Source organism: Deinococcus humi (assembly GCF_014201875.1).
Lineage (GTDB): Bacteria > Deinococcota > Deinococci > Deinococcales > Deinococcaceae > Deinococcus > Deinococcus humi.
Genome location: NZ_JACHFL010000014.1, coordinates 106,900 through 132,616 on the forward strand (window position 1 = coordinate 106,900; position 25,717 = coordinate 132,616).

26 protein-coding genes are annotated in these 25,717 nt (G+C 63.6%); 13 read left to right on the top strand and 13 right to left on the bottom strand.

All coding sequences use genetic code 11. The annotated features are described in order from the left end of the window. The first annotated feature begins 7 nt into the window (after positions 1-7). Positions 8-466 (top strand): DUF488 domain-containing protein, encoded by a 459-nt coding sequence (locus tag HNQ08_RS20045; RefSeq protein ID WP_184136142.1) that lies wholly within the window; start codon positions 8-10, stop codon positions 464-466. 118 nt (positions 467-584) lie between these two features. On the opposite strand, the gene dnaE is transcribed toward HNQ08_RS20045, so the two are convergent. Next, positions 585-4,595 carry a DNA polymerase III subunit alpha gene (dnaE, locus tag HNQ08_RS20050; RefSeq protein ID WP_184136144.1) on the bottom strand — a complete coding sequence of 1,337 codons (4,011 nt, stop codon included), beginning with the start codon at positions 4,593-4,595 and terminating at the stop codon, positions 585-587. Positions 4,596-4,687: 92 nt separating this feature from the next. After that, a complete protein-coding gene (locus tag HNQ08_RS20055) occupies positions 4,688-5,167 on the bottom strand; it encodes an HNH endonuclease (RefSeq protein WP_184136147.1) in 480 nt (159 codons plus the stop codon). Positions 5,168-5,555: 388 nt separating this feature from the next. Between HNQ08_RS20055 and HNQ08_RS20060 the strand changes: the two genes are divergently transcribed. Beyond that, positions 5,556-6,539 carry an aldo/keto reductase gene (locus HNQ08_RS20060; protein WP_184136149.1) on the top strand — a complete coding sequence of 328 codons (984 nt, stop codon included), beginning with the start codon at positions 5,556-5,558 and terminating at the stop codon, positions 6,537-6,539. 63 nt (positions 6,540-6,602) lie between these two features. Further along, positions 6,603-7,115: a GNAT family N-acetyltransferase gene (locus HNQ08_RS20065; RefSeq protein WP_184136151.1), complete on the top strand. Its 513-nt coding sequence runs from the start codon at positions 6,603-6,605 to the stop codon at positions 7,113-7,115. On the opposite strand, the gene HNQ08_RS20070 is transcribed toward HNQ08_RS20065, so the two are convergent. Together HNQ08_RS20070 and HNQ08_RS20075 are read right to left on the bottom strand one after the other, a co-directional pair. Then, complete coding sequence (locus tag HNQ08_RS20070) at positions 7,112-7,465, bottom strand: DUF2089 domain-containing protein (RefSeq protein WP_029477771.1); 354 nt, start codon at positions 7,463-7,465, stop codon at positions 7,112-7,114. The genes HNQ08_RS20065 and HNQ08_RS20070 overlap by 4 nt on opposite strands. 21 nt (positions 7,466-7,486) lie before the next feature. Beyond that, positions 7,487-8,899 carry a D-alanyl-D-alanine carboxypeptidase/D-alanyl-D-alanine-endopeptidase gene (locus HNQ08_RS20075; protein ID WP_184136153.1) on the bottom strand — a complete coding sequence of 471 codons (1,413 nt, stop codon included), beginning with the start codon at positions 8,897-8,899 and terminating at the stop codon, positions 7,487-7,489. 98 nt (positions 8,900-8,997) lie between these two features. Between HNQ08_RS20075 and HNQ08_RS20080 the strand changes: the two genes are divergently transcribed. Further along, positions 8,998-9,435, top strand: coding sequence for an acyl-CoA thioesterase (locus HNQ08_RS20080; protein WP_184136155.1), 438 nt, complete (start codon positions 8,998-9,000; stop codon positions 9,433-9,435). 101 nt (positions 9,436-9,536) lie between these two features. Here the strand turns inward: HNQ08_RS20080 and HNQ08_RS20085 are convergent, their stop codons facing one another. From HNQ08_RS20085 to HNQ08_RS20115, 7 genes are all read right to left on the bottom strand, one after another. Further along, positions 9,537-9,923, bottom strand: coding sequence for a DoxX family protein (locus HNQ08_RS20085; RefSeq protein ID WP_184136157.1), 387 nt, complete (start codon positions 9,921-9,923; stop codon positions 9,537-9,539). 76 nt (positions 9,924-9,999) lie between these two features. Beyond that, the gene (locus tag HNQ08_RS20090; protein ID WP_184136159.1) at positions 10,000-10,221 is read right to left on the bottom strand and encodes a hypothetical protein; all 222 of its coding nucleotides are present in this window, start codon (positions 10,219-10,221) and stop codon (positions 10,000-10,002) included. A gap of 228 nt (positions 10,222-10,449) precedes the next feature. Continuing rightward, positions 10,450-10,890 (bottom strand): 50S ribosomal protein L9, encoded by a 441-nt coding sequence (rplI, locus tag HNQ08_RS20095; RefSeq protein WP_184136161.1) that lies wholly within the window; start codon positions 10,888-10,890, stop codon positions 10,450-10,452. Positions 10,891-10,902: 12 nt separating this feature from the next. Continuing rightward, positions 10,903-11,172 (bottom strand): 30S ribosomal protein S18, encoded by a 270-nt coding sequence (rpsR, locus tag HNQ08_RS20100; RefSeq protein WP_029477417.1) that lies wholly within the window; start codon positions 11,170-11,172, stop codon positions 10,903-10,905. A gap of 35 nt (positions 11,173-11,207) precedes the next feature. Beyond that, positions 11,208-12,110, bottom strand: coding sequence for a single-stranded DNA-binding protein (locus HNQ08_RS20105; protein WP_184136163.1), 903 nt, complete (start codon positions 12,108-12,110; stop codon positions 11,208-11,210). Positions 12,111-12,259: 149 nt separating this feature from the next. After that, complete coding sequence (rpsF, locus tag HNQ08_RS20110) at positions 12,260-12,568, bottom strand: 30S ribosomal protein S6 (protein ID WP_184136165.1); 309 nt, start codon at positions 12,566-12,568, stop codon at positions 12,260-12,262. A 239-nt stretch (positions 12,569-12,807) separates the two neighbouring features. Then, positions 12,808-14,124 carry a S41 family peptidase gene (locus HNQ08_RS20115; RefSeq protein WP_184136167.1) on the bottom strand — a complete coding sequence of 439 codons (1,317 nt, stop codon included), beginning with the start codon at positions 14,122-14,124 and terminating at the stop codon, positions 12,808-12,810. Between the two features lie 211 nt (positions 14,125-14,335). On the opposite strand from HNQ08_RS20115, the gene ftsE reads away from it, so the two are divergent. The 6 genes from ftsE to HNQ08_RS20145 all read left to right on the top strand — a co-directional run bounded on the left by ftsE (position 14,336) and on the right by HNQ08_RS20145 (position 20,226). After that, positions 14,336-15,019: a cell division ATP-binding protein FtsE gene (gene ftsE / locus HNQ08_RS20120; protein ID WP_184136169.1), complete on the top strand. Its 684-nt coding sequence runs from the start codon at positions 14,336-14,338 to the stop codon at positions 15,017-15,019. Between the two features lie 43 nt (positions 15,020-15,062). Then, entirely contained in the window at positions 15,063-15,926 is an 864-nt protein-coding gene (locus tag HNQ08_RS20125) for a cell division protein FtsX (RefSeq protein WP_184136172.1), read from the top strand. A 56-nt stretch (positions 15,927-15,982) separates the two neighbouring features. Next, complete coding sequence (locus tag HNQ08_RS20130; protein WP_184136228.1) at positions 15,983-17,458, top strand: murein hydrolase activator EnvC family protein; 1,476 nt, start codon at positions 15,983-15,985, stop codon at positions 17,456-17,458. Between the two features lie 268 nt (positions 17,459-17,726). Beyond that, complete coding sequence (locus HNQ08_RS20135) at positions 17,727-18,323, top strand: hypothetical protein (RefSeq protein ID WP_184136174.1); 597 nt, start codon at positions 17,727-17,729, stop codon at positions 18,321-18,323. Beyond that, positions 18,320-18,952, top strand: a complete 633-nt coding sequence (locus HNQ08_RS20140) for a hypothetical protein (protein WP_184136176.1) — start codon at positions 18,320-18,322, stop codon at positions 18,950-18,952. Before HNQ08_RS20135 ends, HNQ08_RS20140 begins: the two co-directional genes overlap by 4 nt. Positions 18,953-19,212: 260 nt before the next feature. Continuing rightward, positions 19,213-20,226, top strand: a complete 1,014-nt coding sequence (locus HNQ08_RS20145; protein WP_184136178.1) for a TerC family protein — start codon at positions 19,213-19,215, stop codon at positions 20,224-20,226. Positions 20,227-20,331: 105 nt separating this feature from the next. On the opposite strand, the gene HNQ08_RS20150 is transcribed toward HNQ08_RS20145, so the two are convergent. Next, a complete protein-coding gene (locus tag HNQ08_RS20150; RefSeq protein WP_184136180.1) occupies positions 20,332-21,099 on the bottom strand; it encodes a DsbA family oxidoreductase in 768 nt (255 codons plus the stop codon). Positions 21,100-21,156: 57 nt separating this feature from the next. Then, positions 21,157-21,570 carry an excalibur calcium-binding domain-containing protein gene (locus HNQ08_RS20155; RefSeq protein WP_184136182.1) on the bottom strand — a complete coding sequence of 138 codons (414 nt, stop codon included), beginning with the start codon at positions 21,568-21,570 and terminating at the stop codon, positions 21,157-21,159. A gap of 121 nt (positions 21,571-21,691) precedes the next feature. Between HNQ08_RS20155 and HNQ08_RS20160 the strand changes: the two genes are divergently transcribed. The 3 genes from HNQ08_RS20160 (at position 21,692) to wbaP (ending at position 25,616) form a co-directional block, all read left to right on the top strand. Then, entirely contained in the window at positions 21,692-22,342 is a 651-nt protein-coding gene (locus HNQ08_RS20160; RefSeq protein ID WP_184136184.1) for a TRIC cation channel family protein, read from the top strand. A gap of 61 nt (positions 22,343-22,403) precedes the next feature. After that, positions 22,404-23,741, top strand: a complete 1,338-nt coding sequence (locus HNQ08_RS20165; protein ID WP_184136186.1) for a deoxyribodipyrimidine photo-lyase — start codon at positions 22,404-22,406, stop codon at positions 23,739-23,741. A 435-nt stretch (positions 23,742-24,176) separates the two neighbouring features. Further along, positions 24,177-25,616, top strand: a complete 1,440-nt coding sequence (gene wbaP, locus HNQ08_RS20170) for an undecaprenyl-phosphate galactose phosphotransferase WbaP (RefSeq protein ID WP_229790140.1) — start codon at positions 24,177-24,179, stop codon at positions 25,614-25,616. Positions 25,617-25,717: the final 101 nt, after the last annotated feature.

Here is a 25,717-nt window from a genome sequence, read left to right on the forward strand (position 1 = left end):
TGCTCCCATGAATGCCCTTCCCACAGTGTTGACCATCGGCTATGAGAACGCCGAGCTATACGCCTTCCTGGACACGCTGGCCGCGCACGGCGTCACCCTGCTGGTGGACACCCGCGAACGCGCGCAGAGCCGCCGCAAGGGCTACAGCAAAACGGCGCTGGCGGCCGCATTGACAGAGCGGGGCATTGGCTACCGCCACCTGCGCTCATTGGGTACGCCGCCCGCACTTCGCAAGGCGTACCGACTGGATAAGGATTTCGCCGCCATGAAGGCCGGGTACACCCTGCATCTTGCCACGCAGACGGACGCACTGGAGGAACTCGGGGGGCTGGCCGCCCGCGAGCGTGTGTGTTTGCTGTGTTACGAGGCGGACGCCAGAGAATGCCACCGATCATTGATCACGGAGAGGTTGCAGAAAATGGGATTTGCGGAAGCCGTGGAGGATTTGACCGTGCCGGGGCGTTAGGCTGTCTTATGAACCCAGATGCTTTTGAGAAGCAGAGCACAGAAATTCGCCGCGCCAGACAAAGGTTCAAGCTTCGCTTCCGCATGTAGCAGAGTTTCTTCAGCAGCCATGTAATCGCTCAAGCCCGCATTCCCCCGTTTCCCTTGTTCATCCATGCCGGGGGCTTGGGCGCGAAGCGGCCCAGGATGGTTTGCTGATCGTAGGCCAGGTATGCCTGCATCCACGGGAAGGTCTGGTTCAGCACCCGGATCGCGTCGGGGCTGCCCATGCCGTGGTCGAGCTGGTAGACCACGAACTGTTCCGGCGTTTGCAGCCGCAGGTAGGTGGGCATGCTGCCCGCGTGTTCGTCCAGCACGCTCTGGAACTCGCCCACGGCGTCGGGGCTGGCCGTTTCCAGATCGATGTTGACGTACATCACTTTCGGAACCTCGCCCAGTTGCTCAATGCTGACCAGTTCCTCGGCAATGGCGCGCAGGCCACCGTCCTCGGATTCCAGTTCCACAATGACCAGCGCGGGCGTGTCATTGATCAGCTTTTCCTGAATACGGTCATAGGCGCGTGCAAAGGCCACCAGCTCGGTCTGCCCGGACTCGTCGGCCAGGATGAAACGGGCCATCATGCCGCCGGATTTGGTGGGCTTGCGGACCACGCTCTCCACCATGCCCGCCAGCACCGCCTTGATGCGCTTGCCGGGGGCGACGTTCTGGGTGGTGAACCAGGTGTCCAGATCCGAGATGCGGCAACTGGCCGCCTCGCGCAGCCCCTCGTGCTGCTCCAACGGGTGGCCGGAGATGTACAGGCCCAGCGCGTCTTTCTCGATGCTCAGGCGTTCCAGATCGGTCAGGGGGGTGAAGTTTGATTTGAGCGGCGGCTCGGGCGCAGTTTCCTCTAGGCCGAACAGGGCGTCCATGCCGCTGCTGATCATGGACGCGGCCCCCTGCGCCCAGGCCAGCGTTTCCTCCAGACTGTCCAGCAGTTGCCGCCGTTCCCCGAACTGATCGAAGGCTCCACTCTTGATCAGGTTTTCAAGCGCCTTGCGGTTGCAGGTCTTGTTGTCCACCCGCGAGCAGAAGTCGGCAAACGACTTGAAGCGCCCGCCGCGCTCGCGTTCCTCCAGAATGCGGCCCACGGCAGCCTCGCCCAGTCCCTTGATGGCGTACATCCCGAACAGGATTTCCTCGCCCGCCACCGCGAAATCCGGCGCAGAGCGGTTGATGTCCGGCGGCAGCACGCGCACGTCCATCTTGCGCGCGTCGCTGATGTACTCGGCCACCTTGTCGGAATCGCGCCGTTCCACCGTCAGCAGGGCGGCCATGAACTCGACGGGGTAGTTCGCCTTGAGCCAGGCGGTCTGATACGTGATCACGCCGTAAGCCGCCGAGTGGGACTTGTTGAAGCCGTAGTTGGCAAAGGCGTCCAGCAGATCGAAGAGTTTGTTGGCCTCCTCTTTCGGAACCTGATTGGTCTTCGCGCCCTCAACAAACAGGTCGCGCTGCTTGGCCATCTCCGCCACGTCTTTCTTGCCCATCGCGCGGCGCAGCAGGTCCGCTCCGCCCAGGCTGAAGCCTGCGACTTCAGAGGCGATCTGCATGATCTGTTCCTGGTACACCGGAATCCCGTAGGTTTCCGCCAGGATCTTTTCCAGAAACTGTGCGGAGGTGGGGAAGCCGTCACGCACGTAGTCCACTTCCTCGATGCCGTGGTGGCGGCGGACGTAGGTGGGAATGTTCTCCATCGGGCCGGGGCGGTACAGCGCGCTCAGGGCGATGATGTCGGCCAGACGGCGCGGCTTCAGGCGGCGCGACGCATCGGCGATGCCCGCGCCTTCCAGCTGGAACACGCCCTTGGTGTCGCCCCGGCTCATCAGCTCATACGTCTTGGCATCATCGAAGGGAATGGCGTCGAAGTCGATCTCGATCTTCTGTGACTCACGCATGATGCGCTTGGCCTCGTCCAGAAAGGACAGCGTTCGCAGCCCCAGGAAGTCCATCTTGATCAGGCCGATGTCCTCCACGGCCTTCATGTCGTACTGGCAGACCATGCCCATGCCGGACGTGTCGCGCATGACGGGGACCAGATCAGTCAGCTTGTCGCGCCCGATCACCACCCCGGCGGCATGGACGGAGGCGTGGCGGGTCAGGCCTTCCAGCTTCTGCGCGAACTCGTAGGCTTCCAGCAGCTGCGCGTCCTCGGCCAGCAACTGCGCGATGTCCGGCACAGCGTCCCTGGCCTGCTCCAGCGAGTAGCTCTTGCCGAACTTGATGGGAATGAGCTTGGACACCTTGTCGACTTTGGCGTATTCCAGGCCCATCACGCGGGCCACGTCCTTCAGGCACGCCTTGCTCGCCATCGTCCCGAAGGTAGCGATCTGCGCCACCTTGTCCTCGCCGTACTTGTCCTGCACGTATTGGATGACTTCAATGCGGCGGGCGTCGTTGAAGTCGATGTCGAAGTCGGGCATGGAGATGCGGTCCGGGTTCAGAAAGCGCTCGAACAGCAGCTCGAACTCCAGCGGATCGAGGTTGGTGATCCGCATGGCGTAGGCCACCAGTGAACCTGCGCCTGAACCGCGCCCTGGCCCCACGCTGATGCCCTGATCCTTGGCCCAGTTGATGTAATCGGCCACGATCAGGAAGTAATCGGGGAAGCCCATGTTGTTGATGACGCTCAGCTCGTACTCGGCGCGGCGCAGCAGCACTAGGGCGTGGGTGTGGTGAGCGCGGCAGGTGCTCTCCTCCTCGCTGCCGGGGTCAAGGCGAATGGCGGTGTCGCTCGGCTCGCCCTTGCTGCGCTGCCAGTCGGTGCAGGCGTAATCGGGCAGCGGACCATCCACTGCCGCCCTCTCCATGACCTCCAGCGCCGGATAGGGGGTGTATTTCTCGCCCGTCGCCTTGCCGCGCGCCTCCCACTCGCTGCCTAGGAAGGCCACCAGGGTCAGCAGGGTGTCCAGGTCACAGGTGCGGGCGTCGCAGCCCTTTGTGCGGGACAGGACCCGCTCGCGTTCCTGCGGCTCCAGCGCCGCCAGACTGCGCACCGCATACTCGCGCAGCAGCGCCTCGGTGACGTGGTGCGGGTAACGCTTGAGGCTGCCAGCGTAGGTCTGCACCCGCAGTTCCTCAGCCATGGTGCGGCCTTCGGGAATGGGCAGCGCGGGCATCTGGTACACGCGCTTCTTGCCCACCGGGAGATCCACGTTGCACAGGTCGGCAATGCGGGCAGTGTTGTCGAAGACCTCCTCGCCCCACTCGGCGGGCGGCAGGGCGCGGCGCATCTCGTCCAGATCCTTGACGTAAAACTCGTCGCAGGGAAACTTGAAACGGTTCTCGTCGGCCAGCGTGGCCTTGGTCTGGATCGCCAGCAGCGTCTCGTGGGCGGTGGCATCACTTTTCTTGACGTAGTGGCCGTCGTTGGTCGCCACCATGCCGATGCCCAGTTCCTGCGCCCAGGCTTTCAGAATGGGGTTGTTCTTCGCCTGTTCGGGCAGCCCGTGGTCCTGAATCTCGATGAAGTAGTTCTCGCCGAACAGGTCGCGGTACCACATCAGCCTCTTCTTCGCGTCGTCCTCGCGCCCCTGCATCAACAGCTGCTGCACCTCGCTGCCCAGGCAGCCCGAGAAGGCGATGACGCCCTTGTGGTGTTCGGTCAGCAACTCGTGGTCAATGCGCGGCTTGTAGTAGTAGCCCTCGGTGTAGCCCCGGCTACTCAGGCGGCACAGGTTCTGGTAGCCCTCAAAGTCGCGCGCCAGCAGGGTCAGGTGAAAGATGCCCTTCTCGCCGCTGACACCGGGCTTCTTGTCGCGCCGCGTGCCCATGCCCGGCACCACGTAGGCCTCGTAGCCGAGGATCGGCTTGACCTGCGCGGCCTGGGCATAGTTGTAGAAATGCACCGCGCCGTGCATGTTGCCGTGGTCGGTCATGGCACACGCGGCGTCCTGGCCCTCCGGCGTGACCTGCTTGACCCATTTCAGCAGGTCCTTGAGCTTGGCCGCGCCGTCCAGCAGGCTGTACTGCGTGTGCTGATGCAGGTGCGCGAACCGCCCGCTGTACTCGGTAGGCGCGCAGCACGAGCCATCTGGCAGATGGATGTGCTGGCCTGTGCTGGGGGGAGCAGAATCGGCGGGCGCGGTCATGCTTCAAGCATAGGCCGGGGCGGGGGTGGGTTTCAGTGACGGGGAGGGTTGACGGGGTTAGCGCGTCGGGTGCTGCCTGACACGGACTCCGATTAAAAGGTGTTGAAAACACCTGAAAATCCGAGCGGAGCGAGAAGGGGAAAAACAAGTTCCGGGTGTGGAGTGGAGGGATCGGCGTTGTCCCAATTCCTCCACAAAACAAACGAAATCCATATGACTTCTTCCACAGTCCACATCGATGAGGCGCGGTGGATCATGCGGTGGCAGTTGGCCCAGACAACTACCAGATCGTCCAGGCGGGTTTTTCGTTCTCTGGCCTCGCTCAGCGGAACGATGTGTTGGTACTCGGCAATGCCCTTACCCCGTTCCCCATACACAGCCTGAAAGTCGAATCCACAAGCCTCGCAAGCCAGCTTGCCAGTGGCGGCAAGAACCTGGGCGATCTTCTTTCGCACCCCAGTTCTGTTCCGCTCATGCCGCCTGTGAAGCTGTTCCAGAACGCGGCCTTCATTGAAATCGTCATCCTTCTTGTTGGCGTCGAGAAGAGCGAAGATTTCTGGCTCCACGCTCACGGCTGATCGGATGGCGGTAGCCAGTTCGTGGATATGTTCCGGCTATCCCGAAACCCTAGGCAAACGCTTGAACAATCAGGCTGATGGAGGCTGGTTGGTGTTCCCCCTCATGATCTTTGAGCTGCCTCAGCTTCATTGCTGTCGCCATTGGATCGCGGAAGGCGTTGTCCTGCCATGATTCCCTGTGCCAGGGAAGCCGCCTGAGATAGTCGCTGAGTGCGCTCACATTCGGGGTGGCGTGCTGAAAGCGTCCTGCGCCCCTGCTGGAAATAAAAGTCGTAGAGCAAAATGACTTCAATCACGATACCAAGTTGGATTGATAGGCATGTTTCATGCTTATCGCCGCCCAGAACACGGACCTTCTCTGCGCCGCGCTATAACTCCTCCCATGCAATACCGCACACTCGGCAAGACCGGCTATGACGTGTCCAGTATCAGCTTTGGGGCCTGGGCCATCGGCGGCACCTGGGGCGAGGTCAGCGAGCAGGATGCCATGAGCGCCCTGCACCGCGCCCTGGATCTGGGCATCAATTTCTTCGACACCGCCGATGTATACGGCGACGGGCGCAGCGAACGCCTGATCGCCCGCCTACGGCGTGAGCGCCCGGAAGCCTTTTACGTGGCAACCAAAGCCGGACGCCGCCTAGACCCGCACACAGCGGGCGGCTACAACGCGGTCAATTTGCGCGGCTTCATTGACCGCAGCTTGCAGAATCTAGAGACCGAGACTCTTGATTTGCTCCAACTCCACTGCCCGCCGCCAGAAGTATACGAGCGGGATGAAGTCTTCGGCGTGCTGGACGGCTTTGTACAGGACGGACTGCTGCAGGCCTACGGCGTCAGCGTGGAAACAGTGGAAGAGGCGCTGACGGCCATCAAGCATCCCAACGTGTCTACCGTGCAGATTATCTTCAACGCCTTCCGCTTCAAGCCTGCCGAACAATTCTTCGCGGCGGCGCTGGAGGCGAATATAGGTATCCTGGCCCGCGTGCCGCTGGCGAGCGGCCTGTTGACCGGGAAGATGACGCCCCAGAGCAGCTTCGCGCCCGATGACCACCGCAACTTCAATCGGCACGGCGAGGCATTCGACAGGGGCGAGACCTTTTCCGGCGTGGACTTTGAAACGGGCCTTAAAGCGGTGGAGGAGCTGCGCCTACTCGTCACCGAAGGCATAACGCTGGCCGAGTTCGCCCTGCGCTGGATTCTGATGTTCCCCGAAGTGAGTTGCGCCATTCCGGGGGCCAAGAACGCCGCTCAGGCTGAGGCCAACGCCCGCGCCGCCGATCTGCCGCCGTTGAGCGAGGCCACCATGCGCGGCGTGGCTGCCGTGTATGACCGTCTGATCCGGCCCCAGGTGCAGGATTTGTGGTGAGCAGGAAGGCGATCAGCGCGCAAAGGATTTAGCCGCAGGAAACCAGATCGTTTACCCTGTGACATGACCCCGCCCCCACCCGTCCGCCCCGCTTGCCGTGCCGATGCCCCGGCCATCGCCCGCATTCACGTCAGCAGCTGGCGCGAAACCTACGCGGGCCTGATGCCGGACGATTTTCTGGAACGCATGACCAGCGAGGAGATGCGGCGGCGGCGCGAGGCAAACTGGGAGCGCACCATCTCGCAGGGGCTGGAAACGGTGCTGGTGGCCGAGCAGGACGGGGTTGTGGTGGCCTTCACCTCGGCTGGACCTGCCAGGGATCATCCCGGTTACGAGGCGGAGCTGATGACGCTGTACGCGCTGAGATCAGCGCAGGGGCAGGGTCTGGGACAAGCGCTGTTCAGGCAATTGGTCCAGGATCTGCGGGCAGACGGGGTTCAGAATCTGGCGCTGTGGGTGCTGGCCGACAATCCCACACGGCAGTGGTATCTGCGGCGGGGTGGACGCGAGGCGGGCGAGAAGCTGGACGGAACCTTGCGTGAGGTGCGGGTGGTGTGGGATCGCCTGCCAGGCTAACGCCGCAGCTTGCGCGCCGCCTCGTCCGGGGTGATCTCGCCGCGTTCCAGGCTGCTCAAAATCTCGGCCTGGGGATCGGCCAGTTCGGGTTCGTATCCAATGGCGCGGAGCAGCGTGTCGAAGCGGGCGCGCACTGTGGGGTAGCTGACGCCCAGCACGCGCTCGACCTCCTTCAGGTTGCCGCGCACGCGGATGTACAGGCGCAGGAATTCCAGGTTGTCCGGGGTCAGGGTGGCGAACTCGTTCAGCTCGAAGGCCCCGCGCACGGTCACGCCGCTGCCCGCGAACCGCAGTTCGGTGACGTGCGGGGCTTCGGTTTCATCCGGAAAGGGCAGGGGCAGGGGGCGCATAGGCCTCAGTTTACGCGCCCCTCAGTTCTCCGCCGCCAGCACGGCCACCACCTCGTCCTGCAGGGCACGCAGGGTCAGAATCGGACTCTCAGGGGGGCCATTCATCATCAGCGCGAAGGCCAGGAGATGTCCACTCTTTGCCGTGACATATCCGGCCAGACTGCTCACGCCGGGCAGCGTACCCGTCTTGGCACGCACGTCCAGGCCTGTCCCCACGAAGCGCTGTGACAGCGTACCGCCGCGTCCACCGTGGTTTGGGAGGTTCTCATCGGTGCCGCCCTGCGGGAGCGCCTCGACGAAGGCGTTCTGGCGCTGGCGGTAGAGCTTGTCCGGGAACCCGGAACCCTCGGCAGGCGTGCCGACCAACGGGTACGGCAACTCGTACATGGTGCGCAGCAGTTCCACCAGGGCGCGAGGGGTCAGGCGGCCTTCGCGGCTCAGGCCGCTGCCATCGGCCAGCACCACGCCGCTGAGGTCCACGCCGATGCGCCCCAGAAAGGCGCGTTCCCGCGCCAGAGCGCCCTCCAGGGTGCCGTTCCCGGCGGGACGCAGCGCCAGTGTGGCCAGCAGTTCCTCGGCGTTCAGGTTGTCACTGGGACGCAGCGTGTCGGCCAGGAACTGCGCCACGGGCGCGCTCCGTACGCTGGCAACCGCCTGTTCGGGACGGCTCCCTACCGGAGTCACCGGATCGGGGGGCAGGGTTTCGCCGCGTTCGTCGGTGCGGGCGGGCGCTAGATAGGGCTTGAACGAGGCGGCCTTTCCCACTTCCTGCGAGGTCACCCTGATTCCGGCGCGGCGCAACTCCGCGATTAACGCCGCGCCCAGCCGACGGCGCGCCGTGTCCTGGCTGAGTGGCGGCGCATCGTGCCACTCAGCCAGGCGGAGGGCGGTCATGGGTACTTCGATGGGCGCATCCTTCCAGGTACCCGAATCCAGTCGGGCGTCGTCCAGCCGCACCTCGCCCACCACACGCAAGCCGCGCCCATACGCCTGTTTTGCCAGGGCGCGCAGGCTGTAAGGGCCTTCCGACACCTTCAGCGTGGGATCGCCGCTGCCGCGCAGGGTCACGGCCTTGACCCGGGGCCGGCCCACCTGCGCGGCGGGCACAGTCAGTTCGCTGCTCCACCAGCCGTCCGCGCCCCCGCAAGTGTTCAGGACAGCCGCCCCCACCACCAGCTTATTTGTGCTGGCGGGAATGAATGGGGTGTCAGGCAGCCACGTTTGCAGCACCTGTCCCGACTGCAGATCCTGGACCAGCACGCCCGCGCGCACGCCTGGGGGCAGGCCGCGCAGTACCCTTCGCACGCCCTCGCTCAGACCGGGTTCGCGTTGCAGGGTCAGATCGGCTGCCTGCGGGTCCGGGGCCTGCGCTGCCGGAAACGGTGCGCCGCCCAGGCACAGCAGCAGACACAGCAGGGGCAGAGTTCGGCGCATCAGGGCAGGATAGCGGAGGGACGGTCCGGGGCGGGCCAGATCATCGACCTGACCGGGGGCTGTCCAGTTGGTCCCTGGCCCTGGATTAGCCTGTGCCCATGACCCGTCCCATTCCCCTCGTCCGCGCCGCCTTCCCTTACCACCACGCCATTCAAACCCGCTGGGCCGACAACGATGTGTACGGTCACGTCAACAACGTGACGTACTACGCCTACTTCGACACGGCGGTGAATGCCTACCTGGCCGCCCAGGGCGCGCTGGACATCGAAAGGGGAGAGGTCATCGGGCTGGTGGTGGAAACGGGCTGCGCCTTCTTTGTCCCCGTCGCCTTTCCCGAGGCACTGAGTGTGGGTGTCCGCGTCGCCAAGCTGGGCCACAGCAGCGTACGCTACGAGGTTGCCGTTTTCCGCGAGGAAGACGAGGACGCGGCGGCCCAGGGACACTTCGTGCACGTCTACGTCGACCGTACCTCGCGGCGTCCGGTGGAATTGCACGCCCGACTGCGGGCCGCGCTAGAGCCTTTGCGGACAGTGTGAGAATGCGGCCTTCTATGGGAGCGCCCAGTATGCTGCCCCATCTTCAAATCAACACAAGCATCGTGTGCTCAGGCCTCGACGCGCGCTGACAGGAGAACCGCTCATGGGGACTGATCACGCTGGCGCCCGGCCCGCCAGACCAGCCACATCAGCAGAGGTTGGAGGGGCAGTCTGACCCAGGCCACCCATGCGGGGACCCCAAATTTTTGTGGGTCCTGAGCCATATAGATGTTGGCCGGAAAAACCGTCAGGAGCAGTGCCAGTAAGCCCCAGCGTGCGACAGGGCGGGTGCCTGGATGGAGCAGGCTCAGGCCACCCATCAGCTCTGCCGCGCCGCTGATCAGCGTGGCCGTGCGTGCAGACAGGGGCAGAGCTGGGGGCACAATGCGCTCAAAGAACTGCGGCGCGGCGAAATGCGTGATGCCTGCGGCAGTGAATAGGGCGGCCAGGGCCAGCAAACTGGGCGTCAGACGGGATGTTTCAGACATGGGCCACTGTAGCGGGGGGCATGGAAAGAGGGCCAGAAAGAGATTCTTCCTGGCCCCATCTCTCGCAGGTTCGTTATTAGCCCTGCTTGGTGGCGGGCACCGAACGAGCTTCCTGCACGTCCTTCTTTTCTTTCAGGCTGTCGTGCTCGGTGTTGCGGGCGGCGGTGGCTTCGCGGTCATTGTTGCCCTTGAGGGATGGCTGATGCCCGTCGTCGATCTCGTGGACTTCCTTCTTGTTGCGCTCATACTGCTCGGGCAGGCTGGTATGGCCGCTGTTCTTGTCGTCTTTATCAGGCATGCAGGTAGCCTGACAGGAGCTACGTCCAGCGCGGCCAGGAAAGCCTCAAGCTGCGTTTAGAGATGAAGAGTGGATCAAGTGAAGGGGCGACTAGACGAAAGAGGCACGACAGTTAGGACAAGGAAGCATGCCCGGCATTGATCCTGGTAGAAGTTGAAGCCGCAGTGCCTGCATACGCCCAAACAAAAGCCCCCGCCATTGAGGCAGGGGCTTTGATGCGACTGAAGCTTACTTCTGCGCGTGGACGACCAGTTTCATGGGGATGGTCACTTCGGGGTGGGCGCGGTAGGCGATGTCGTACTCGCCAATCTCCTTGACGGTCTTGGGCATCTCCAGCTTGCGCTTGTCGATGTCGAAGCCGAGCTGGTCCAGTGCGCCCGCTACGTCGGCGTGGGTCACGGCGCCGTAGATCTTGCCTTCGCCTGCGCGGACGCTCATTTCCACGGCGACCCCGTTCAGGCGGCTGGCGAGGTCCTCAGCAGCAGCTTTTTCCTGGGCCTGAATCTTCTGGCGCGCGCGGATGCGGGCTTCCAGGCTCTTCATGTTGGCGGTGGTGGCGCTGGTGGCGATTCCCTGCGGAATCAGCCAGTTCCGGGCGTACCCGTTCTTGACCTCCACAATGTCGCCGGTCTGGCCCAGCTTGCCGGGCTCCATCAAAATGACTTGCATAGCCTACTCTCCTTACTTCCGAACCAGTTTCTCGGTGTAGGGCAGCAGGGCCAGTTGACGCGCGACCTTGATGGTCTGCGAAATACGGCGCTGGTGCTTGGCCGAGAGGCCGGTGCGGCGGCGAGGAAGAATCTTGCCGGTGTCGGAGACAAAACGGCGCAGCATCTTCACGTCTTTGTAATCGGTAATTTCAAGTTCCCCGATGGAGAAGGGGTCAACCTTGGGCTTGCGGGGGCGCTTGGGCCCCTTGCCACGCGGTTTGCGGTCGCTGGATTGCGTCATATGTTCCTTGTGCCTGCCAGGTTCCTACAAATGGTTCAGAACGGCAGGTCTTCTTCTTCCGGTGGGAAATCGTCGAGACCTTGGTCAATATCTAAGCCGCCCGAACGGTTCCCCGTGTTCGCCGCCCGGTTCTGAGACTGGCCGTAGCCGTTGCTCTGGGACTGGGGGCGCGCCGCACTGCTCGCGGTCTGCGTGCGAGGTCCGGCGGAGGTGGCTGCTGGATTACCGGCTCCAGCGCCTCGGGACAGGGCTTCGACTCGCGTCGCCTCTACTTTGGTGGAATTGCGTTTGTTGCCGTCCCGGTCTGTCCAGCTCTCGTTGACCAGTCGGCCCTTGACCATCACGGGGTCACCCTTGCGCAGCTCTTTCATGGCCTCAGCCATTTCGCGCCACAGGGTCACGTCTACCCAATGGGTCTTTTCCTGCTTGTTGCCAGAGCGGTCATTCCACGTCTCGTTCACGGCCAGGCCGATCCCGAGCACGGCGTCTCCGGCGGGGGTGTAGCGCAGTTCGGGGTCGCGCACGACATTGCCGATCAGCACCACTTCGTTTAGCCCGTTGCCCATGCGAACGCCGCCTCCGGCGTCCTGGATCAGTTCAGGCTGAGCGTCCAGACCTTCCATGCGGAGGGCCTTGACCTTGATTGCGCTGCGTTTCCCACCTTCCGGGGCTTCCCAGGAGCTGTAGTCCAGCGAGCCCTCCACCATCACGGCGTCGCCGCCCTTCAGGTTGCGCTCGGCCTGCCACTCGGCGGGTTTGCCCAGGATGGACACGCGGTGATACCACGGCAGGCTCCGCTCACGTCCGTCATTGCCGACGACACGGTCCTCTCCGGCCACAGTGGCCTCAAAGACGGCGGTTCCGTTGGGGGTATAACGCAATTCGGGGTCGCGGGCGAGTGCGCCCACGAGGTACACATGGTTCATGCCTCGGGCCATAACAGTGTTCTCCTTGGTGGCTGGCTGGACGCGCGGCGGCGTCCGTAACTTGGGGCTTTAACGTGGCTGGCAATGTGGCCCTGTGCGGGTTAGAAAGACTGTAACAAGCCGACTTCGTTCTGTCAAGAGCGTAACGCCCCTGGCAGCATTCAGGCTTTCTTGGTCTTCCATTCCGGGCGGTCCTTGACCACCAGGACGCGGCGCACGTGGTCACGCAGGCGCAGGGTGCTGGCGATGTCCTTCTCAGGGTTGCCGCTGGCCTTGATGGTGTACATCAGGTAATAGCCCTCGCGGTCCTTGTCGATGGCGTAAGCCAGGCGGCGGTTGCCCACGTCGTCGAGGTTGCTCATCTCGGCCCCGCTGTTCTTCAGCGTGGTTTCGATGTAGTCCTTCTCGATTTGCACCTGCTCGGCGCTGAGGTTGGGGTTCAGGATCAGGTTCAGGTCGTACTGGTTCATGTTTCACCTCTCTTTACGCTGTCGTCCCGACAAATTTTGTGGCAGAGCCACGCCTCGCCGGACAGCGCAACTCACCACATTATCAGAGCGGCAAGCGAAGCGCTAGAGGATGGAGCGTTCAGGCTGGGTCCGCCCTGTGGTGGATACGTCCGTGGATCAGAAGGGTGCAAGGGTCATACTCCACCAACTGGAAAAGCCTCTCCACCCCGGCGGGGGAGAGGCCCAGGCAGTTTTTGCCCTTACTTCAGGAGGTCCAGCGCTTTCTTCAGGATGGCGTCGCTCTGCACGTCTACCACCGCTTCGCCCTGGGTGGCACTCTTCGATGGGCGCTTGATCTCGCCGGTGTAGGTGAACTTGCCATCCTTGTCGGCGGTGACGGTCACGGGCTTGCCCGCCACGCTCAGGGTGATCTTGTCGCCCGCCTTGAGGCCGCTGCCGGTGAAGTTCAGCGGAGCGGTGTAGCGGGTGTCGGCCACCACGACATCGGGGGTGATGCCTTTCTTGTGGATCTGACGGCCCTTGGGGGTCAGCCACTCGTTGGCGACGATGGCGATCTTGCCACCGTCGGGCAGTTCGAGCGGAATCTGCGCCACACCCTTGCCGAAGGTCTGCTCGCCGATGATCTGGGCACGGCCCTCGTCCTGCAGGGCTCCAGACACCACTTCGGAGGCCGAGGCACTGTTCTTGTTGACCAGCACCACCAGTTTGCCGGTGTAGTCGGTCTTCTGGTTGGCGGCCCGCCCAAAGACCTCGGTCTTCTTGTTGCGGTCCCGCAGACTGACAATCGGACCGCTCTGCAGGAACTGGTCCGCCACGTCTACCCCGGCGTTGAGCAGGCCGCCGCCGTTGTCGCGCAGATCCAGGATCAGCTTGTTGACGTTCTTCTTCTTCATGTCGGCGACGGCGGCCCGGAACTGCTGGCTGACCTTCTCGTTGTAGAAAGTGTTCAGGGCGATGTAACCGACGTTGCCGGGCAGAATGGTTTCCTCGACATCCACGATGGTCACGGGCTGACGCTCCATCTTGACGGTGTAGGGCTTGCCATTGCGCGCAAAGGTGATGGTGACAGTGGTGCCCTGCTTGCCGCGTACAAGCCGCACGATGTCGTTGAGCTTGCTGTTGATCACTTCCGTGTCGTCCACCTTGACGAACACGTCTCCGATCTGCACGCCCGCGCCTATGGCGGCGCCGCTCTTGAACACGTTGTCGATCTTGCCGCCGGTGCCGTCCGCATTCGCGGCGATCAGCTGCACGCCAATTCCGTAGAAGTTGCCCGCCAGGTTTTCCTGGTCAATAGCGTTGTCTTCAGGCTGGCTGTAGTACGTGAATTCGTCGTTCAGGCTGCCCACTGCGCCGTTGATCGCGCCGCGCAGCAGTTTGTTCTCGTCAATAGGGTACAGGTAATACTGCTTAAGATCAGCGATCACGTTGAGCAGCGTTTTGCCCTCGGCCGTGCTGGTCAGGTTGGCTTGGGTGTAACCGCCGAGCTGCGCGTAGGCAACGGCGGCGGTGGCCGCGAGGGCCGCCCCCACGATGGTCAGGCGTTTGGCATTCACCCGGTCAGCATAGTGCGCCCCGCTGAGGGGCTACTGAAGTGCAAGTGACAGGCCCGGCTCAGCAAAACCTCAAAAATGCCTCCGCGGCCAGCCAAGGCGCAATTCTGAGAAGCGTCCTGAGCTGACATTCATGGTCTGGGCTATGCTGGGCAGTGACCATGAGCCGCTCCTTTTGCCCGTCCCGCCCCATCTATCGCGCCGGAGGGGCGGCGTGATTCAGTTTCACAGCGTCACGCTGTCGTATCCCATCACGGGCACCCTGGCCCTGGACGACGTGAGCCTGCAAATCGGTAAGGGCGAATTCGCGTATCTGGTGGGGCATTCAGGGGCCGGGAAGAGCAGCTTTATGAATCTGGTGCTCAAGCGGGCGCTGCCCACCCGCGGCGAAGTGCGGGTAGCGGGACAGTCCCTCAAGCATTACCGGGGCCGGCGCACCGCGCTGCTGCGCCGGCGCATGGGGACGGTGTTCCAGGACAACCTGCTGCTCTCGCACCTGAACGCCTACGACAACGTAGCGTTCGCTCTGCGCGTCACGGGCGTGCACCAGCGTGAGTGGCCCGCCCGGGTCACGGCGGCGCTGCGGACCGTGGGCCTGGAACATAAGAAGTACGCCCTGCCAGTGCAACTGTCGCAGGGCGAGCAGCAACGCGTGGCCATCGCGCGGGCCATCGTGTCGGACCCGCCGCTGCTGCTGGCCGACGAACCCACCGGCAATCTGGACCCCGAGAACAGCCGTGAGGTGCTCAAGGTCCTGCAGAACGTCAACCTGCGTGGCACCACCGTCGTGGTCGCCACGCACGCCCGCGATCTGGTGGAGAGCTACCGCCACCGCACGTTGACGCTGCGCAAGGGCAAGCTGGTGCGCGACGATCCGTACGGTGGGTACGCACTGTGATGCGGCAGGTGGCGCAGACTCCCAGCGACGCCGGGACAGGCCAGTGATCTACCATCTTCGTCAGGCGCTGCTCGCCATGCGCGGCAATTTCACGGCCACGCTGGCGACGCTGGTCACCATGACCTTGACCCTGCTGATGCTGGGCTTCGTGCTGCTGCTCACCCTGAATGTAAACCGCACGCTGCGCCAGCTGGAATCTCAGGTAGAGGTGGCCGCTTTCCTGACGCCACAGGCGGACACCGCCGGTCTGCTGTCACAGGTCAGGGGGTTGCCCCAGGTGCGAGAGGCCCGGCTGGTGAGCAGCGCGCAGGTGCTCAACGAGATGAGCCAGATCTCGCCGTACACCCGCGACGCGGTGGGGCTGGTGGGCAACCCTTTTCCCGATACCCTGCGGATGAAGGTCAGCCGGGTGGAGGATTCGCGCGCGGTGGCCGCAGTGGTGGCGAATCTGAGCGGCGTGGACGATGTGGAGTACGGTGCGGGCTACGTGGACCCTACGGTCAAGACGCTGACTGCCGTGCGCGGGACGGGCTACGCGCTGGTGGGCCTGCTGCTGTTGGGTACGCTGTTTAACATCCTGAACGCCGTACGGGTGGCGATGTACGCCCGCCGCGACGAGATCAGCGTGATGCGGCTGCTGGGGGCCACCCGCGCCTTCATCCGGATGCCGCACGTGATCGAGGGTCTGATCGTGGGCGTGCTGGCCGCCGCACTGGCGCTGGCGCTGCTGACCCCGGCCTACCTGGGGCTGGCCGGTCGCGTGCGCGAGCTGGCCCCGGTGTTTCCGGTGGTCACGGACCTTGGTACCCTGCTGCCGGTGCTGGGGGGCGTGGCCGCCCTGGGCATCCTGATAGGTTTTCTGGGCAGCCTATTTGCCAGCCGCCGTTACTTGCGGGAGCTGGAGTAGTGGCCACAGGAACGCGGGGCGGGGCGGGACGCGCGGGTCTTCTCTTACTGCTGGGGATGGTGCTACTCGGACCGGGGGCCGGTGGACAGACCACCTCACAGAAGTTGCAGCAATTGCAGCAGGAACTCCAGCAACAGCGCCAGCTGAGTGCGGCGCAGGCCAAGGAACTCAACCGCATTCGCAGAAGCATTCAGAACCTCAGCGCCCAGCAGAAAGAGGCGCTCGCACAACTGGACACGCTGGCGGAGCAGGTGGCGGATCTGGAAAACGAGCTAGCGGTGCTGAACACCCGCACCGCGCTGGCCGAACGGCAACTGGCCGATACAGCCTCGCAACTGGGCATGACCAGCGCCCGCGTCGAACGGCTCAAGGGGGACGTGCGCGAGATCCTGAACCTGCAGTACCGCAGCCGCAGCAACGATTACCTGGGGTTGCTGTCGCAGTCGCGCAGTCTCTCGGATCTGCTGATCCGCCTGCGTTACGCCAACATGGCCGGGCAGTACAACACCCGCATCATTCAGACCCTCAAGGACGAGGTGGCCACGCTAGACGCGCAGCGGGCGCAGCAGGCCCAGCAGGCCCAGACCCTCAAGGACATCGGGGCGCGGCGCAACGCCGCCCTGGACCGTCTGAAGGCGCGGCGCGGCGAGCAGGGGCGCCTGCTGGCCAGTCTGCGCGACAGCGAGCAGGGCCAGCGTGCCCTGGCGGCCCAGAGGCAGGCAGACCGCGCCCTGACCGCCCGCACCATCGACGGACTGATCACCCAGGTCACGGCGGAACGCCAACGCATTGAGGCCGAGCGTCAGCGCCGACTGGAAGAGGAACGCAAGAGGCGAGAGGAGGAAGCACGCCGCATCCGCATCGCGCAGGAACGTGCCCGCCAGGAGGCGATCCGCCTGGCGGCAATTCGCGCCGAACAGGAGCGGATTGCCCGCGAACAGGCGGCCCAGCGGGCCCGCGAGGCCGCCGAGCGTGCCAGACAGCTGGCCCGGCAGCAGGCTGAGGCCCAGGCCCGCGCCCAGGCCGCCCGCGAGGCCCAGCAGCAGGCCGCCCGCGAACAGCAGCAGCGCGCCAGGGAGCAGCAGCTTCAGCGTGAGCAGGCTGCTTTGCAGCAGCGCAGTCGGCAGGTGCAGGCCGCGCAGGACCGGGTGGTGCAGGAGTTGCAGCCCCTGCCTGCGGTCAGCGGCCCTCTGGAGTTTCCCTTGCCCGGTGGGCAGGTCAGCGCCGCTTACGGCAGTGGCGGTTCGCCCTGGGTGGTGTTGGCCGGGACCGACGGCTCACACGCAGTGGCGGCCCTAGAAGGAAACGTGCTGGCTGTCACGTATTACGCCTCGCTGGGCTGGGTGGTGCTGGTGGACCATTCCAGCGCCATCAGCGCGTATTTCGGGCTGTCCGAACCGCTGGTCAGCGTCGGTACCCGCGTCGCGCGCGGCACGCCGCTGGGCACGGTGGGCGGCTCACAGATCATCGGCCCGCAGCGCATGGCCTTCCAATACCGTCTGGGCGGCGCCGCAGTGAATCCGGGGTTCTAACTACGCAATCCTGCTGGTCCTCGAACGAGGGGTCCAGGGTTGCACAGGTTGCCCGCACCAAGAAAGACCGGCGAATTCGTCCACGCAGCTTCGTGGCCTCGGTTACACTATGGGAGATATGAAAAGTTCTCCTAAGAACGCTGTTGTAGCAGTGAGTGGAAGCGCATTGATGATGTCGCTGCTTACCGCCTGTCCCAGGATCCCTTCACCGCCATCTTCCTCCACAATTCTGGAATTCCGCTTTCCAGACACGGCCCTGACAGGCAATTTGACTCTGGCCGCCTTCTTCTTTCAAGAAAGTTCGGACCCAGCCCAGCGGGTGCAGGTACTGACCAAAGGGACGCTCACCCGGGATGGAAACTACGCCTATCCGGGCGACTCCAACTCGGGCGCCATAGTCAACGGCGGCACGTTGCAACTGGCCTCCTATGCGTTGGACCCTCTCAAAAACAATGTGGCCTGCCTGGCTCCCTTCAAGACGGGTGAGGCTGCGGGACTGCAGAATGTGGTGGTGACACCGGACACGGTCAAGACCTGCAACGTGTATTTCACCCTGTTCCGCGAGGCCAACGGCAACGGCAAACCCGACAAGAGTGAGGAAGTGTTCAACACACACGACATCTACAGCTATGCCGATACGGCCTTCAGTTACAGCTTTTCCAGCACGGATGGCAAGTCGGAGGAGAGGGGCACGCGCGTCTCTGGCTGGAGTCTGGTGCGCCATGAGGTGCTGCAACCCACGGCCACGCCCGGTCAGTACCGCGTGACCATGAACAGCGTTCTCGCCCCCGACCAGGGCCTGACCATCCGGCTGCACGAGCCGACCAACCGCCTGATCTCGATGGGCCTGGGAGGTCTGAAATGAAGCGCATGAACCTGCTGGCCCTGAGCGGGCTGGGCCTGCTGCTGGCGTCGTGCTCGGCGGGCAACGCCGATGCGCCCGACGGGGGCCGCCCACCACTGCCCACGGGCGTGGAGGTTCGTTTTCCCGCCGCCCCCGCGAACACTTACCTGTCCCTGCTGACCCAGGAGGGCACGAGTGTGTACCAGCGCAGCGTGGCCGCCGGAGCCACCCGCATCGAGGTTGATCCAGACGGGTGGAAGGCTGAGGAGAAGAACGCGCAGGACGTGACCTTGCTGCTGCCTGCCGGGATCGTGGAAGGCAGCGTGAAGGCGAACATCGGTGACGCGCAGGCACGTTTTCTGCACTGGTCGATGTGGCAGGATCACAACACCAACGGCACCCGCGATGACGGCGAGACCCTGAACCTGATGACACATGACCGCGTGGCCTACGCCAGTCAGCCGTTCACGGTCAGCTTCAAGACTGCCGCGCCCAACATGCAGCAGGCCTGGAAGCTGAACGGGGGCTGGTCCCGCGCCGAGCATTACGTGTACTTGCCCGAAGGGAGTCAGACCTACATCCGCAGTCTGGAAAGCAATCCGGTCCAGCGCTACACCCTGCATGTGGAGACGCCGATCACAAGTCAGTGAAACTTATGATCTCCTAAGCGCTTGCCCTCTTCAGATCAGATCATCAAAGGTTTATTAAGGCTCGTTAGATCTCGCAGTTGCTAAATTGTCTGGCAACGAGGGAGTAGCCACCTGCTGAAAGCAGGGAAATGCATCGTCAATACGGGCTTAAATCCCGGTGCATTTCTGAAACGGCGAGACTCGGCACGTGAAGGCGTGCCGGGTCTTTTTTGGTCCCTGGCCCTTCCCCAGACGGGGCGTCTTCGGTGCAAGGAGACGGTATGGATCTTTCCTTTCTGACGCTGACTGAGTGGCTGGGTAAACCCGTGTGGATGTGGGTGACTTTCCTGGGCGTGGTGATTGCCCTGATGGCCTTTGACCTGGGTGTGCTGGAAAAACGCCGCAAGAGGAAGCTGCCTGCCGATGACGACGGCGTGATGGGCGTGGGCCAGAGCCTGTGGTTGTCTGCTTTCTACATTGCTATTGCGCTGATCTACGGCGTTTGGGTGTGGCTGACACTGGGCCGCGAGTCGGGGATGGCCTTTTACACCGGTTTCGCGCTGGAGAAGGCGCTAGCGCTGGACAACGTGTTTGTGATCAGTCTGATCTTTGCCTTCTTCGCCATTCCGCTGAAGCTGCAACGTCGGGTACTGTTGTGGGGCATTTTGGGCGTGATCGTGCTGCGGGCGATCATGATCGGCCTCGGCACGGCGCTGGTCACCCAGTTCGACTGGGTGCTGTGGATCTTCGGCGCGTTCCTGCTGTTCACGGGCATCAAGATGCTCCGTGGCGGCGACGAGGAGCACGACTTCTCGAATAACAGACTGCTGGTGTGGCTGCGTAAGCACCTCCGCATAACCGACACCCTGCATGGTGAGCGCTTTACGGTCAAGCAGATGGTGAACGGGAAACTCAAGACCTTCGCCACACCACTGTTGCTGGCGCTGATCATGGTGGAGACCGCCGACGTGATCTTCGCCGTGGACTCGATTCCGGCCATTTTCGCCATCACGCAGGACCCATTCATCGTTTACACCTCCAACATCTTCGCCATCCTGGGCTTGCGGGCACTGTACTTCGCGCTGGCGGCCATGGTTCACCGCTTCGAGTACCTCAAGCCGGCGCTGTCGCTGGTCCTGGTTTTCATTGGCCTCAAGATCTTCTACGCCCAGCTGTGGGGCAAGCTTGATCCGGCCATCAGTCTGGGCGTGACCATGAGTTTGCTGGCCGGTGGCGTGATCATCAGCCTGATCAAGACCCGTCCAGCCGCCAGCGAGCCGCCCGCGTCGCTGTAAGGGTGATCTTTAAAACAGGAAGGGGCAGCAGAATATATCTGCTGCCCCTTTCGTGAGCTGTCCTGAGGGAATCAGCCCCTCCACGATCTGCCCGAGCCCTTTGGTCTATTGCCGTGCCGGCACCGCGCACTGGCCGTCCTCACAACCCTCGGCGTCGTTCTGCGCCCCCAGCAGCGTCAGCGGCGCGGGGTGTGTCTCGGTCCAGACCTGCTCCAGTGCGCCGCGAAACACTTCCGCTCCTTGCGCGCCGCTGACGCCGTACTTGCCGCCCAGCACGAAGAACGGCACACCGCTAATGCCGAGGGCCTGCGCCTGCGCCTCGTCCTGACGGACGGCCCCGGCATACTTGCCGCTCTCCAGGGCCGTGCGGACCTCCGGAGCGTTCAAACCGACCTGCTCGGCCAGCGTCACCAGGGTTTCTACATCGCCCACATGCTGTCCTTCGGACATGTAAGCGCTCAGCAGCTGCTCCTTCATGGCGTCCTGTTTGCCGTGTTCGGCGGCCAGATGGATCAGCTGGTGCGCCAGGAAGGTGTTGGTCAGACGCGTCTTCTCGAAGTGGTATTCGAGACCCTCGCCCGCCGCCGTCTGGGTCATGCTGTCCAGCATTTCCTGTGCCTGGGCCGACGTGCGGCCATACTTTTGGGCCAGCATCTCACCCATCTGGAGGGGGGTATTGCTGGGCGCCGTGGGGTCCAGCTCGAAGCTGTGCCACACAATTTCAACCTGATCGCGCTGGGGGAAGTCGTGCAGGGCCGCCTCGAAGCGCCGCTTGCCGACATAGCACCACGGACAGGCGATATCAGACCAGATGTCCACACGCAACTTGTCGGGCGCGGAAGGCGCGAAAGGGTTGGAAGCAGTGGCAGTCATAAATACATCATACTCTGATTTACAAAACAAAGCATGAGATGGAGCCCATGCTGAGCCTCAGCGGTCTCCGCGGTCACAGGCGGTTCCGTTGCGGTTGGAATCGAGTCCGGTCCGGTAGCCCGATTTGCCGACGCGGATCGGTGCAGCTCCGGCGGCGCGCAGGGCAGCACAACTGGCGTAGTACACGTTGCCCGGACCGATCAGTGCCGCGCTGCCGCTGACTGGGCGCATCAGTGAGCGGGCGATATAGCCGCCGCGCCCCTGGTACGTGGTGCGGCACCACTCGCCTGCACAGGCGACCGTCAACAGGGTGCCGCCCGGAACGGTCCGCACGATCTGGCCGGCCACGGATGGCGTCCGGCGCAGATTGGCGGCAGACGTCGTGGTGGCTGTCGCGGCCTCCGCCAGGCCCAGCAGGCCCGCGCTCGACAGGCTTAGGACCAATGCCAGCTTCTTGATCGAGATGTTCATAGCCCCAGCGTGACATGCCGATTCCCTGGCCCCATGAGCCGGGGCTGAGACGAGTCCCCATAGTTGGGGCATTGTCTTGGAGCAGGCTGGGGACGGTCTCCCGGCCTGTACAGTGCGGAGCGTGCATGAACTGTTGCCGCCGCCGATCACGCTGCAAGCGGGACTGCACTGGCTCGATCTGATCGGAGTACTGGCCTTCGCGCTGTCGGGAGCGCTGCTGGCCGTCCGCAAGCGCTTCGATCTGTTCGGGGTGCTGGTGCTGGGCTGCGTGACAGCGGTGGGCGGTGGAGCCATCCGTGACACCCTGACCGGGCAGACACCGCCCCTGTTCCTGCGTGACGAATCCTACCTGTACGCGGCACTGCTGGGGTCGGTGCTGGCCTTCGGCTTCGGCGAGCGGCTGGCCCGGTTCGAGCGCGCCATCAGCCTGTTCGATTCGGCGGGGCTGGCACTGTTCGCCGCGAGCGGAGCCCTGGGGGCAATCAATTTCGGGCTGGGGCCGCTGGGCGTGGTCTTTACGGGGGCGATCAGCGGGGTGGGCGGGGGCATCATCCGTGACCTGATCGCCAACGAGGTGCCGGAAGTCATGTACCGCCGCGATCAGCTGTACGCCACGGCGGCGGCGGCGGGCGCGTTGGCGGTGCTGCTGCTCTACCCGCACGTCACGCCGTTCGAGGCGCAAGTGGGCGGTGTGCTCACTGTGATCGCGCTGCGCTGGATCTCGCGCCGGGGCTGGGTGAGGCTGCCGGTGCGGCGGCTTCCAGAAGGCTGAGGCGGCAGTGTCTGCTCCTTCTCCCACCGTCGTGCCGCAGCTGACGCGCTAGAAAACGGTCATGATTCACGATTCGCGTATCCAGCCCTTGCGGCCCGGCATGCCTGAACGGGGAAGATTCGTGTTGCTGTGGGTCCAGGCCAGTGCGCGGACCCGTGACAACCACGCGCTGGAATATGCCGTCCGGCAGGCCAACGACCTGGACTTGCCGCTGGTGGCTGTGTTCGGCCTGACCCCTTCCTACCCGGAGGCCAACGCTCGCCACTTTCACTATCTGCTGGAGGGTCTGCGCGATCTGAGGGTCAATCTGGCCGCGCGCGGCGTGCCGCTGTCCATCCGGCTGGGCAAGCCGCCCGAAGTGGCCCTGGAGGCGGCGCGCGAAGGAGCGGCCCTCGTGGTGACTGATGTGGGTTACCTAAACCTTCAGCGGGCGTGGCGCGACTGGCTGAAAGCCCAGCTGGAAGTTCCCCTTGTCCAGGTGGAATCCGAGGCCCTGATCCCCGTCCACACCGTCAGCGGCAAGCTGGAGTATGCGGCGCGCACCATTCGGCCCAAGGTTCACCGCTTATGGCATGACTACCTTGTGCCGCTTGAGGTTCATGACTTGGAAAGGCAGACCAACGACTGGGCGCCTGGACTGGATGTGGGCGATCCGGCGGCGCTGGTGGCCACCCTGCCCGTCGATCACAGTGTCCCTCCCGGCACTGAGACAGGCGGCGAGGACGCGGCGCTGGAGCGCGTGGAGGAATTCATCAGTCTGAGCCTGGCGCAGTACGACGGGCAGCGGAATGATCCCAACGTGGAGGGCAGCAGCCGCCTCAGCGCTTACCTGCATTACGGGCACCTGTCGCCGCTGACGGTCGCGCTGGCGGCCCGCGAACATGGTGGCCCCGGCGCGGACGCCCTGGTTGAAGAATTGATCGTGCGCCGCGAGCTGAGCTTTAACCTCTGCACCTTCAATCCGCAGTATGACCAGTACGACGGCCTGCCCGAGTGGTCCCGCGCCACGTTGGAGGAACACATGGGGGACAGGCGTGAACACCTGTACACCCGTGAGCAGTTCGACGGCGCGCAGACCCACGACGCGTACTGGAACGCCGCGCAGAACCAGATGGTACGTACCGGTCGCATGCACAATTACATGCGGATGTACTGGGGTAAGAAGATTCTGGAGTGGACCCCTGATCCGCGCACGGCCTACTCGGAGATGTTGTGGCTGAACAATCGCTACGAGCAGGACGGACGCGATCCCAACAGTTACGCTGGCTTCGGCTGGGTGCTGGGGCTGCATGACCGTCCGTGGGCGCGGCGTCCGGTCTTCGGCACTGTGCGCTACATGAACGCGGGCGGCTTGAGGCGCAAATTCGACGCAGACACGTACGCGTTGCAGTGGGCATGAATGGCTTGGGCTGCACCGCCCACAGCTGGCCTTTCTTTAAGCGCTGATCAGCGCCTGGCCCGTTTTACGTTCAAGTAACGAGATACCCGACATGATGTGCGGTATCAGAATGGTTCTGTGTGGTTTCTCACAAGGACTATTGTGAACGAATGTGACAGCATCTTCTGGATTCAACTGGTTCTGTTGGGGGTTGGTCTGATGAATGTCGTCAGCCAGGAGTCAGCGGAGTTCAGCATAAGTGAGCGGCTCGCCATCTTCACAGCGTGACAAATTTCCGTTTTACTGAGCACCGAGATCAGTCCCGCCACAAGTCACCTGTCCTTCCAGTTCATCCCATGGTTTTCACAGCCCAGCAGGAGTCTTTCTATGCAAGCGATTCGTAGTACCTCATCTTCTTCGTCCTCTGGGGCTGTCAGCCGTGGAGCGGTGCGGTTGATGATGGGGCGGCGGCTCCTTAATGGCTTCGTTCTGGCCTGTGGTGATCTGCTGGGCCTGACTCTGGCCCTGCTGCTGGCCTCTGGACTGCGGGTGGCGCTGTTGGGCGACGCTCCTGACGGTCCCTGGCTGGCTGGTGGCTGGTTTGCCGGCGACGGTTCGGTGCCGGGGTTGATTCCCTTTCTGTGGCTCGCCTGGGTGGTCGGCGCTCTGCTGATGCGCCTGCTGCCAGGCTGGGGACTGGCCGCACCCACCGAGTTGCAGCGCGTGACCCAGTTGACCGTACTGGTCTTCGCCGCCGTGACCGGCGTGCTGTTCATGACCCAGCAAACTGACATGGTCAGCCGTTTTTCGCTGGCCATGGGGCTGATTCTGAGCTGGGTTCTGGTGCTGATCATGCGCTCGGCAGTCAAGCAGATCATGTTGCGGGCTGGTCTGTGGGGGGTGCCGGCCGTCATCTATGGGGCGGCCGTCACCGGAACGCTGATGGTGCAGGCCCTGCGCGAGAACCCAACCTACGGCTATCAGCCCACCGCTATCCTGGACGACAATCCGCTGTTCCATGGCAGCGCCGTGCTGGGTGTGCCGGTGATCGGGCCGGTGGGAACCCTGCCTCACCCCTGGGATCAGCAGGCCCCAGTGGCTGTCGTGGCCATGCCGGGTCTGGACCGGGCGCAGCTGGTGCAGATGCTGGAAGGTCCTCTGGCGCACTATCCAAAGGTGATCATCGTTCCGGATCTTTTCGAGGTCGAGTCGTTGTGGGTCCAGGCCAATGACTTCGGTGGAGTGCTGGGGCTGGAAGTGGCACGCAATCTGCTCGATCCGCTGGCCCAGATGGTCAAACGCGTCTTCGATCTGCTGGCGGTGATCCTGACAGCGCCGGTGTGGCTCCCGGTCTGTGCGCTTCTGGCCGCCCTGATCTGGCTGGAAGACCGCACCAACCCCCTGTTCTTGCAGCGGCGTGTGGGCCTGAACGGTCAGCCCTTCGCTACCTGGAAGTTCAGGACCATGGTGCCCAATGCTGAGGAAGTGCTGCGCCGCACGCTGGAGCAGAACGCTGAACTGCGCCTGGAGTGGGAGACCCACTTCAAGCTGCGCCGTGATCCGCGCATTACGCGCATCGGTGGCCTGCTGCGCAAGACCAGTCTGGACGAATTGCCACAACTGCTGAACGTGGTGATGGGGCAGATGTCGCTGGTGGGACCGCGCCCGCTGCCGGCCTATCACCAGGAGCAACTGTCATCCCCGGCCCAGCGTCTGCGTGTGTTGGTGCGTCCAGGCCTGACTGGGCTGTGGCAGGTGTCGGGCCGTTCGGAAGCGGGCAACCTGGGGATGGAGCGCTGGGACCCGTACTACGTCCGCAACTGGTCAATCTGGCTGGATCTGGTGATCCTGATGCGAACTGTGGGTGTGGTTCTGCGCGGTTCGGGGGCATACTGATAGCAGGGTGATTTTTCCTTGCACTGTTGTCCTAAAATCCTTCTGCTCGAGTTTTCACGGGGCGGCGTTGCCGCCCTGCATTTTCGTGTAAGAGGTGTCCG

Bases quoted from the DNA above. Each gene is read 5' to 3' on its own strand.
- HNQ08_RS20065 (WP_184136151.1), top strand. From the start codon at position 6,603: ATGACCCCGCCCCCACCCGTCCGCCCCGCTTGCCGTGCCGATGCCCCG.
- rpsR (WP_029477417.1), bottom strand. From the start codon at position 11,172: ATGACGCAATCCAGCGACCGCAAACCGCGTGGCAAGGGGCCCAAGCGC.
- HNQ08_RS20130 (WP_184136228.1), top strand. From the start codon at position 15,983: ATGGTGCTACTCGGACCGGGGGCCGGTGGACAGACCACCTCACAGAAG.
- HNQ08_RS20085 (WP_184136157.1), bottom strand. From the start codon at position 9,923: ATGTCTGAAACATCCCGTCTGACGCCCAGTTTGCTGGCCCTGGCCGCC.
- HNQ08_RS20080 (WP_184136155.1), top strand. From the start codon at position 8,998: ATGACCCGTCCCATTCCCCTCGTCCGCGCCGCCTTCCCTTACCACCAC.
- HNQ08_RS20150 (WP_184136180.1), bottom strand. From the start codon at position 21,099: ATGACTGCCACTGCTTCCAACCCTTTCGCGCCTTCCGCGCCCGACAAG.
- rplI (WP_184136161.1), bottom strand. From the start codon at position 10,890: ATGCAAGTCATTTTGATGGAGCCCGGCAAGCTGGGCCAGACCGGCGAC.
- HNQ08_RS20105 (WP_184136163.1), bottom strand. From the start codon at position 12,110: ATGGCCCGAGGCATGAACCATGTGTACCTCGTGGGCGCACTCGCCCGC.
- wbaP (WP_229790140.1), top strand. From the start codon at position 24,177: ATGATGGGGCGGCGGCTCCTTAATGGCTTCGTTCTGGCCTGTGGTGAT.
- rpsF (WP_184136165.1), bottom strand. From the start codon at position 12,568: ATGAACCAGTACGACCTGAACCTGATCCTGAACCCCAACCTCAGCGCC.
- HNQ08_RS20155 (WP_184136182.1), bottom strand. From the start codon at position 21,570: ATGAACATCTCGATCAAGAAGCTGGCATTGGTCCTAAGCCTGTCGAGC.
- HNQ08_RS20070 (WP_029477771.1), bottom strand. From the start codon at position 7,465: ATGCGCCCCCTGCCCCTGCCCTTTCCGGATGAAACCGAAGCCCCGCAC.
- dnaE (WP_184136144.1), bottom strand. From the start codon at position 4,595: ATGACCGCGCCCGCCGATTCTGCTCCCCCCAGCACAGGCCAGCACATC.
- HNQ08_RS20075 (WP_184136153.1), bottom strand. From the start codon at position 8,899: ATGCGCCGAACTCTGCCCCTGCTGTGTCTGCTGCTGTGCCTGGGCGGC.
- HNQ08_RS20090 (WP_184136159.1), bottom strand. From the start codon at position 10,221: ATGCCTGATAAAGACGACAAGAACAGCGGCCATACCAGCCTGCCCGAG.
- HNQ08_RS20045 (WP_184136142.1), top strand. From the start codon at position 8: ATGAATGCCCTTCCCACAGTGTTGACCATCGGCTATGAGAACGCCGAG.
- HNQ08_RS20140 (WP_184136176.1), top strand. From the start codon at position 18,320: ATGAAGCGCATGAACCTGCTGGCCCTGAGCGGGCTGGGCCTGCTGCTG.
- HNQ08_RS20145 (WP_184136178.1), top strand. From the start codon at position 19,213: ATGGATCTTTCCTTTCTGACGCTGACTGAGTGGCTGGGTAAACCCGTG.
- HNQ08_RS20165 (WP_184136186.1), top strand. From the start codon at position 22,404: ATGATTCACGATTCGCGTATCCAGCCCTTGCGGCCCGGCATGCCTGAA.
- HNQ08_RS20060 (WP_184136149.1), top strand. From the start codon at position 5,556: ATGCAATACCGCACACTCGGCAAGACCGGCTATGACGTGTCCAGTATC.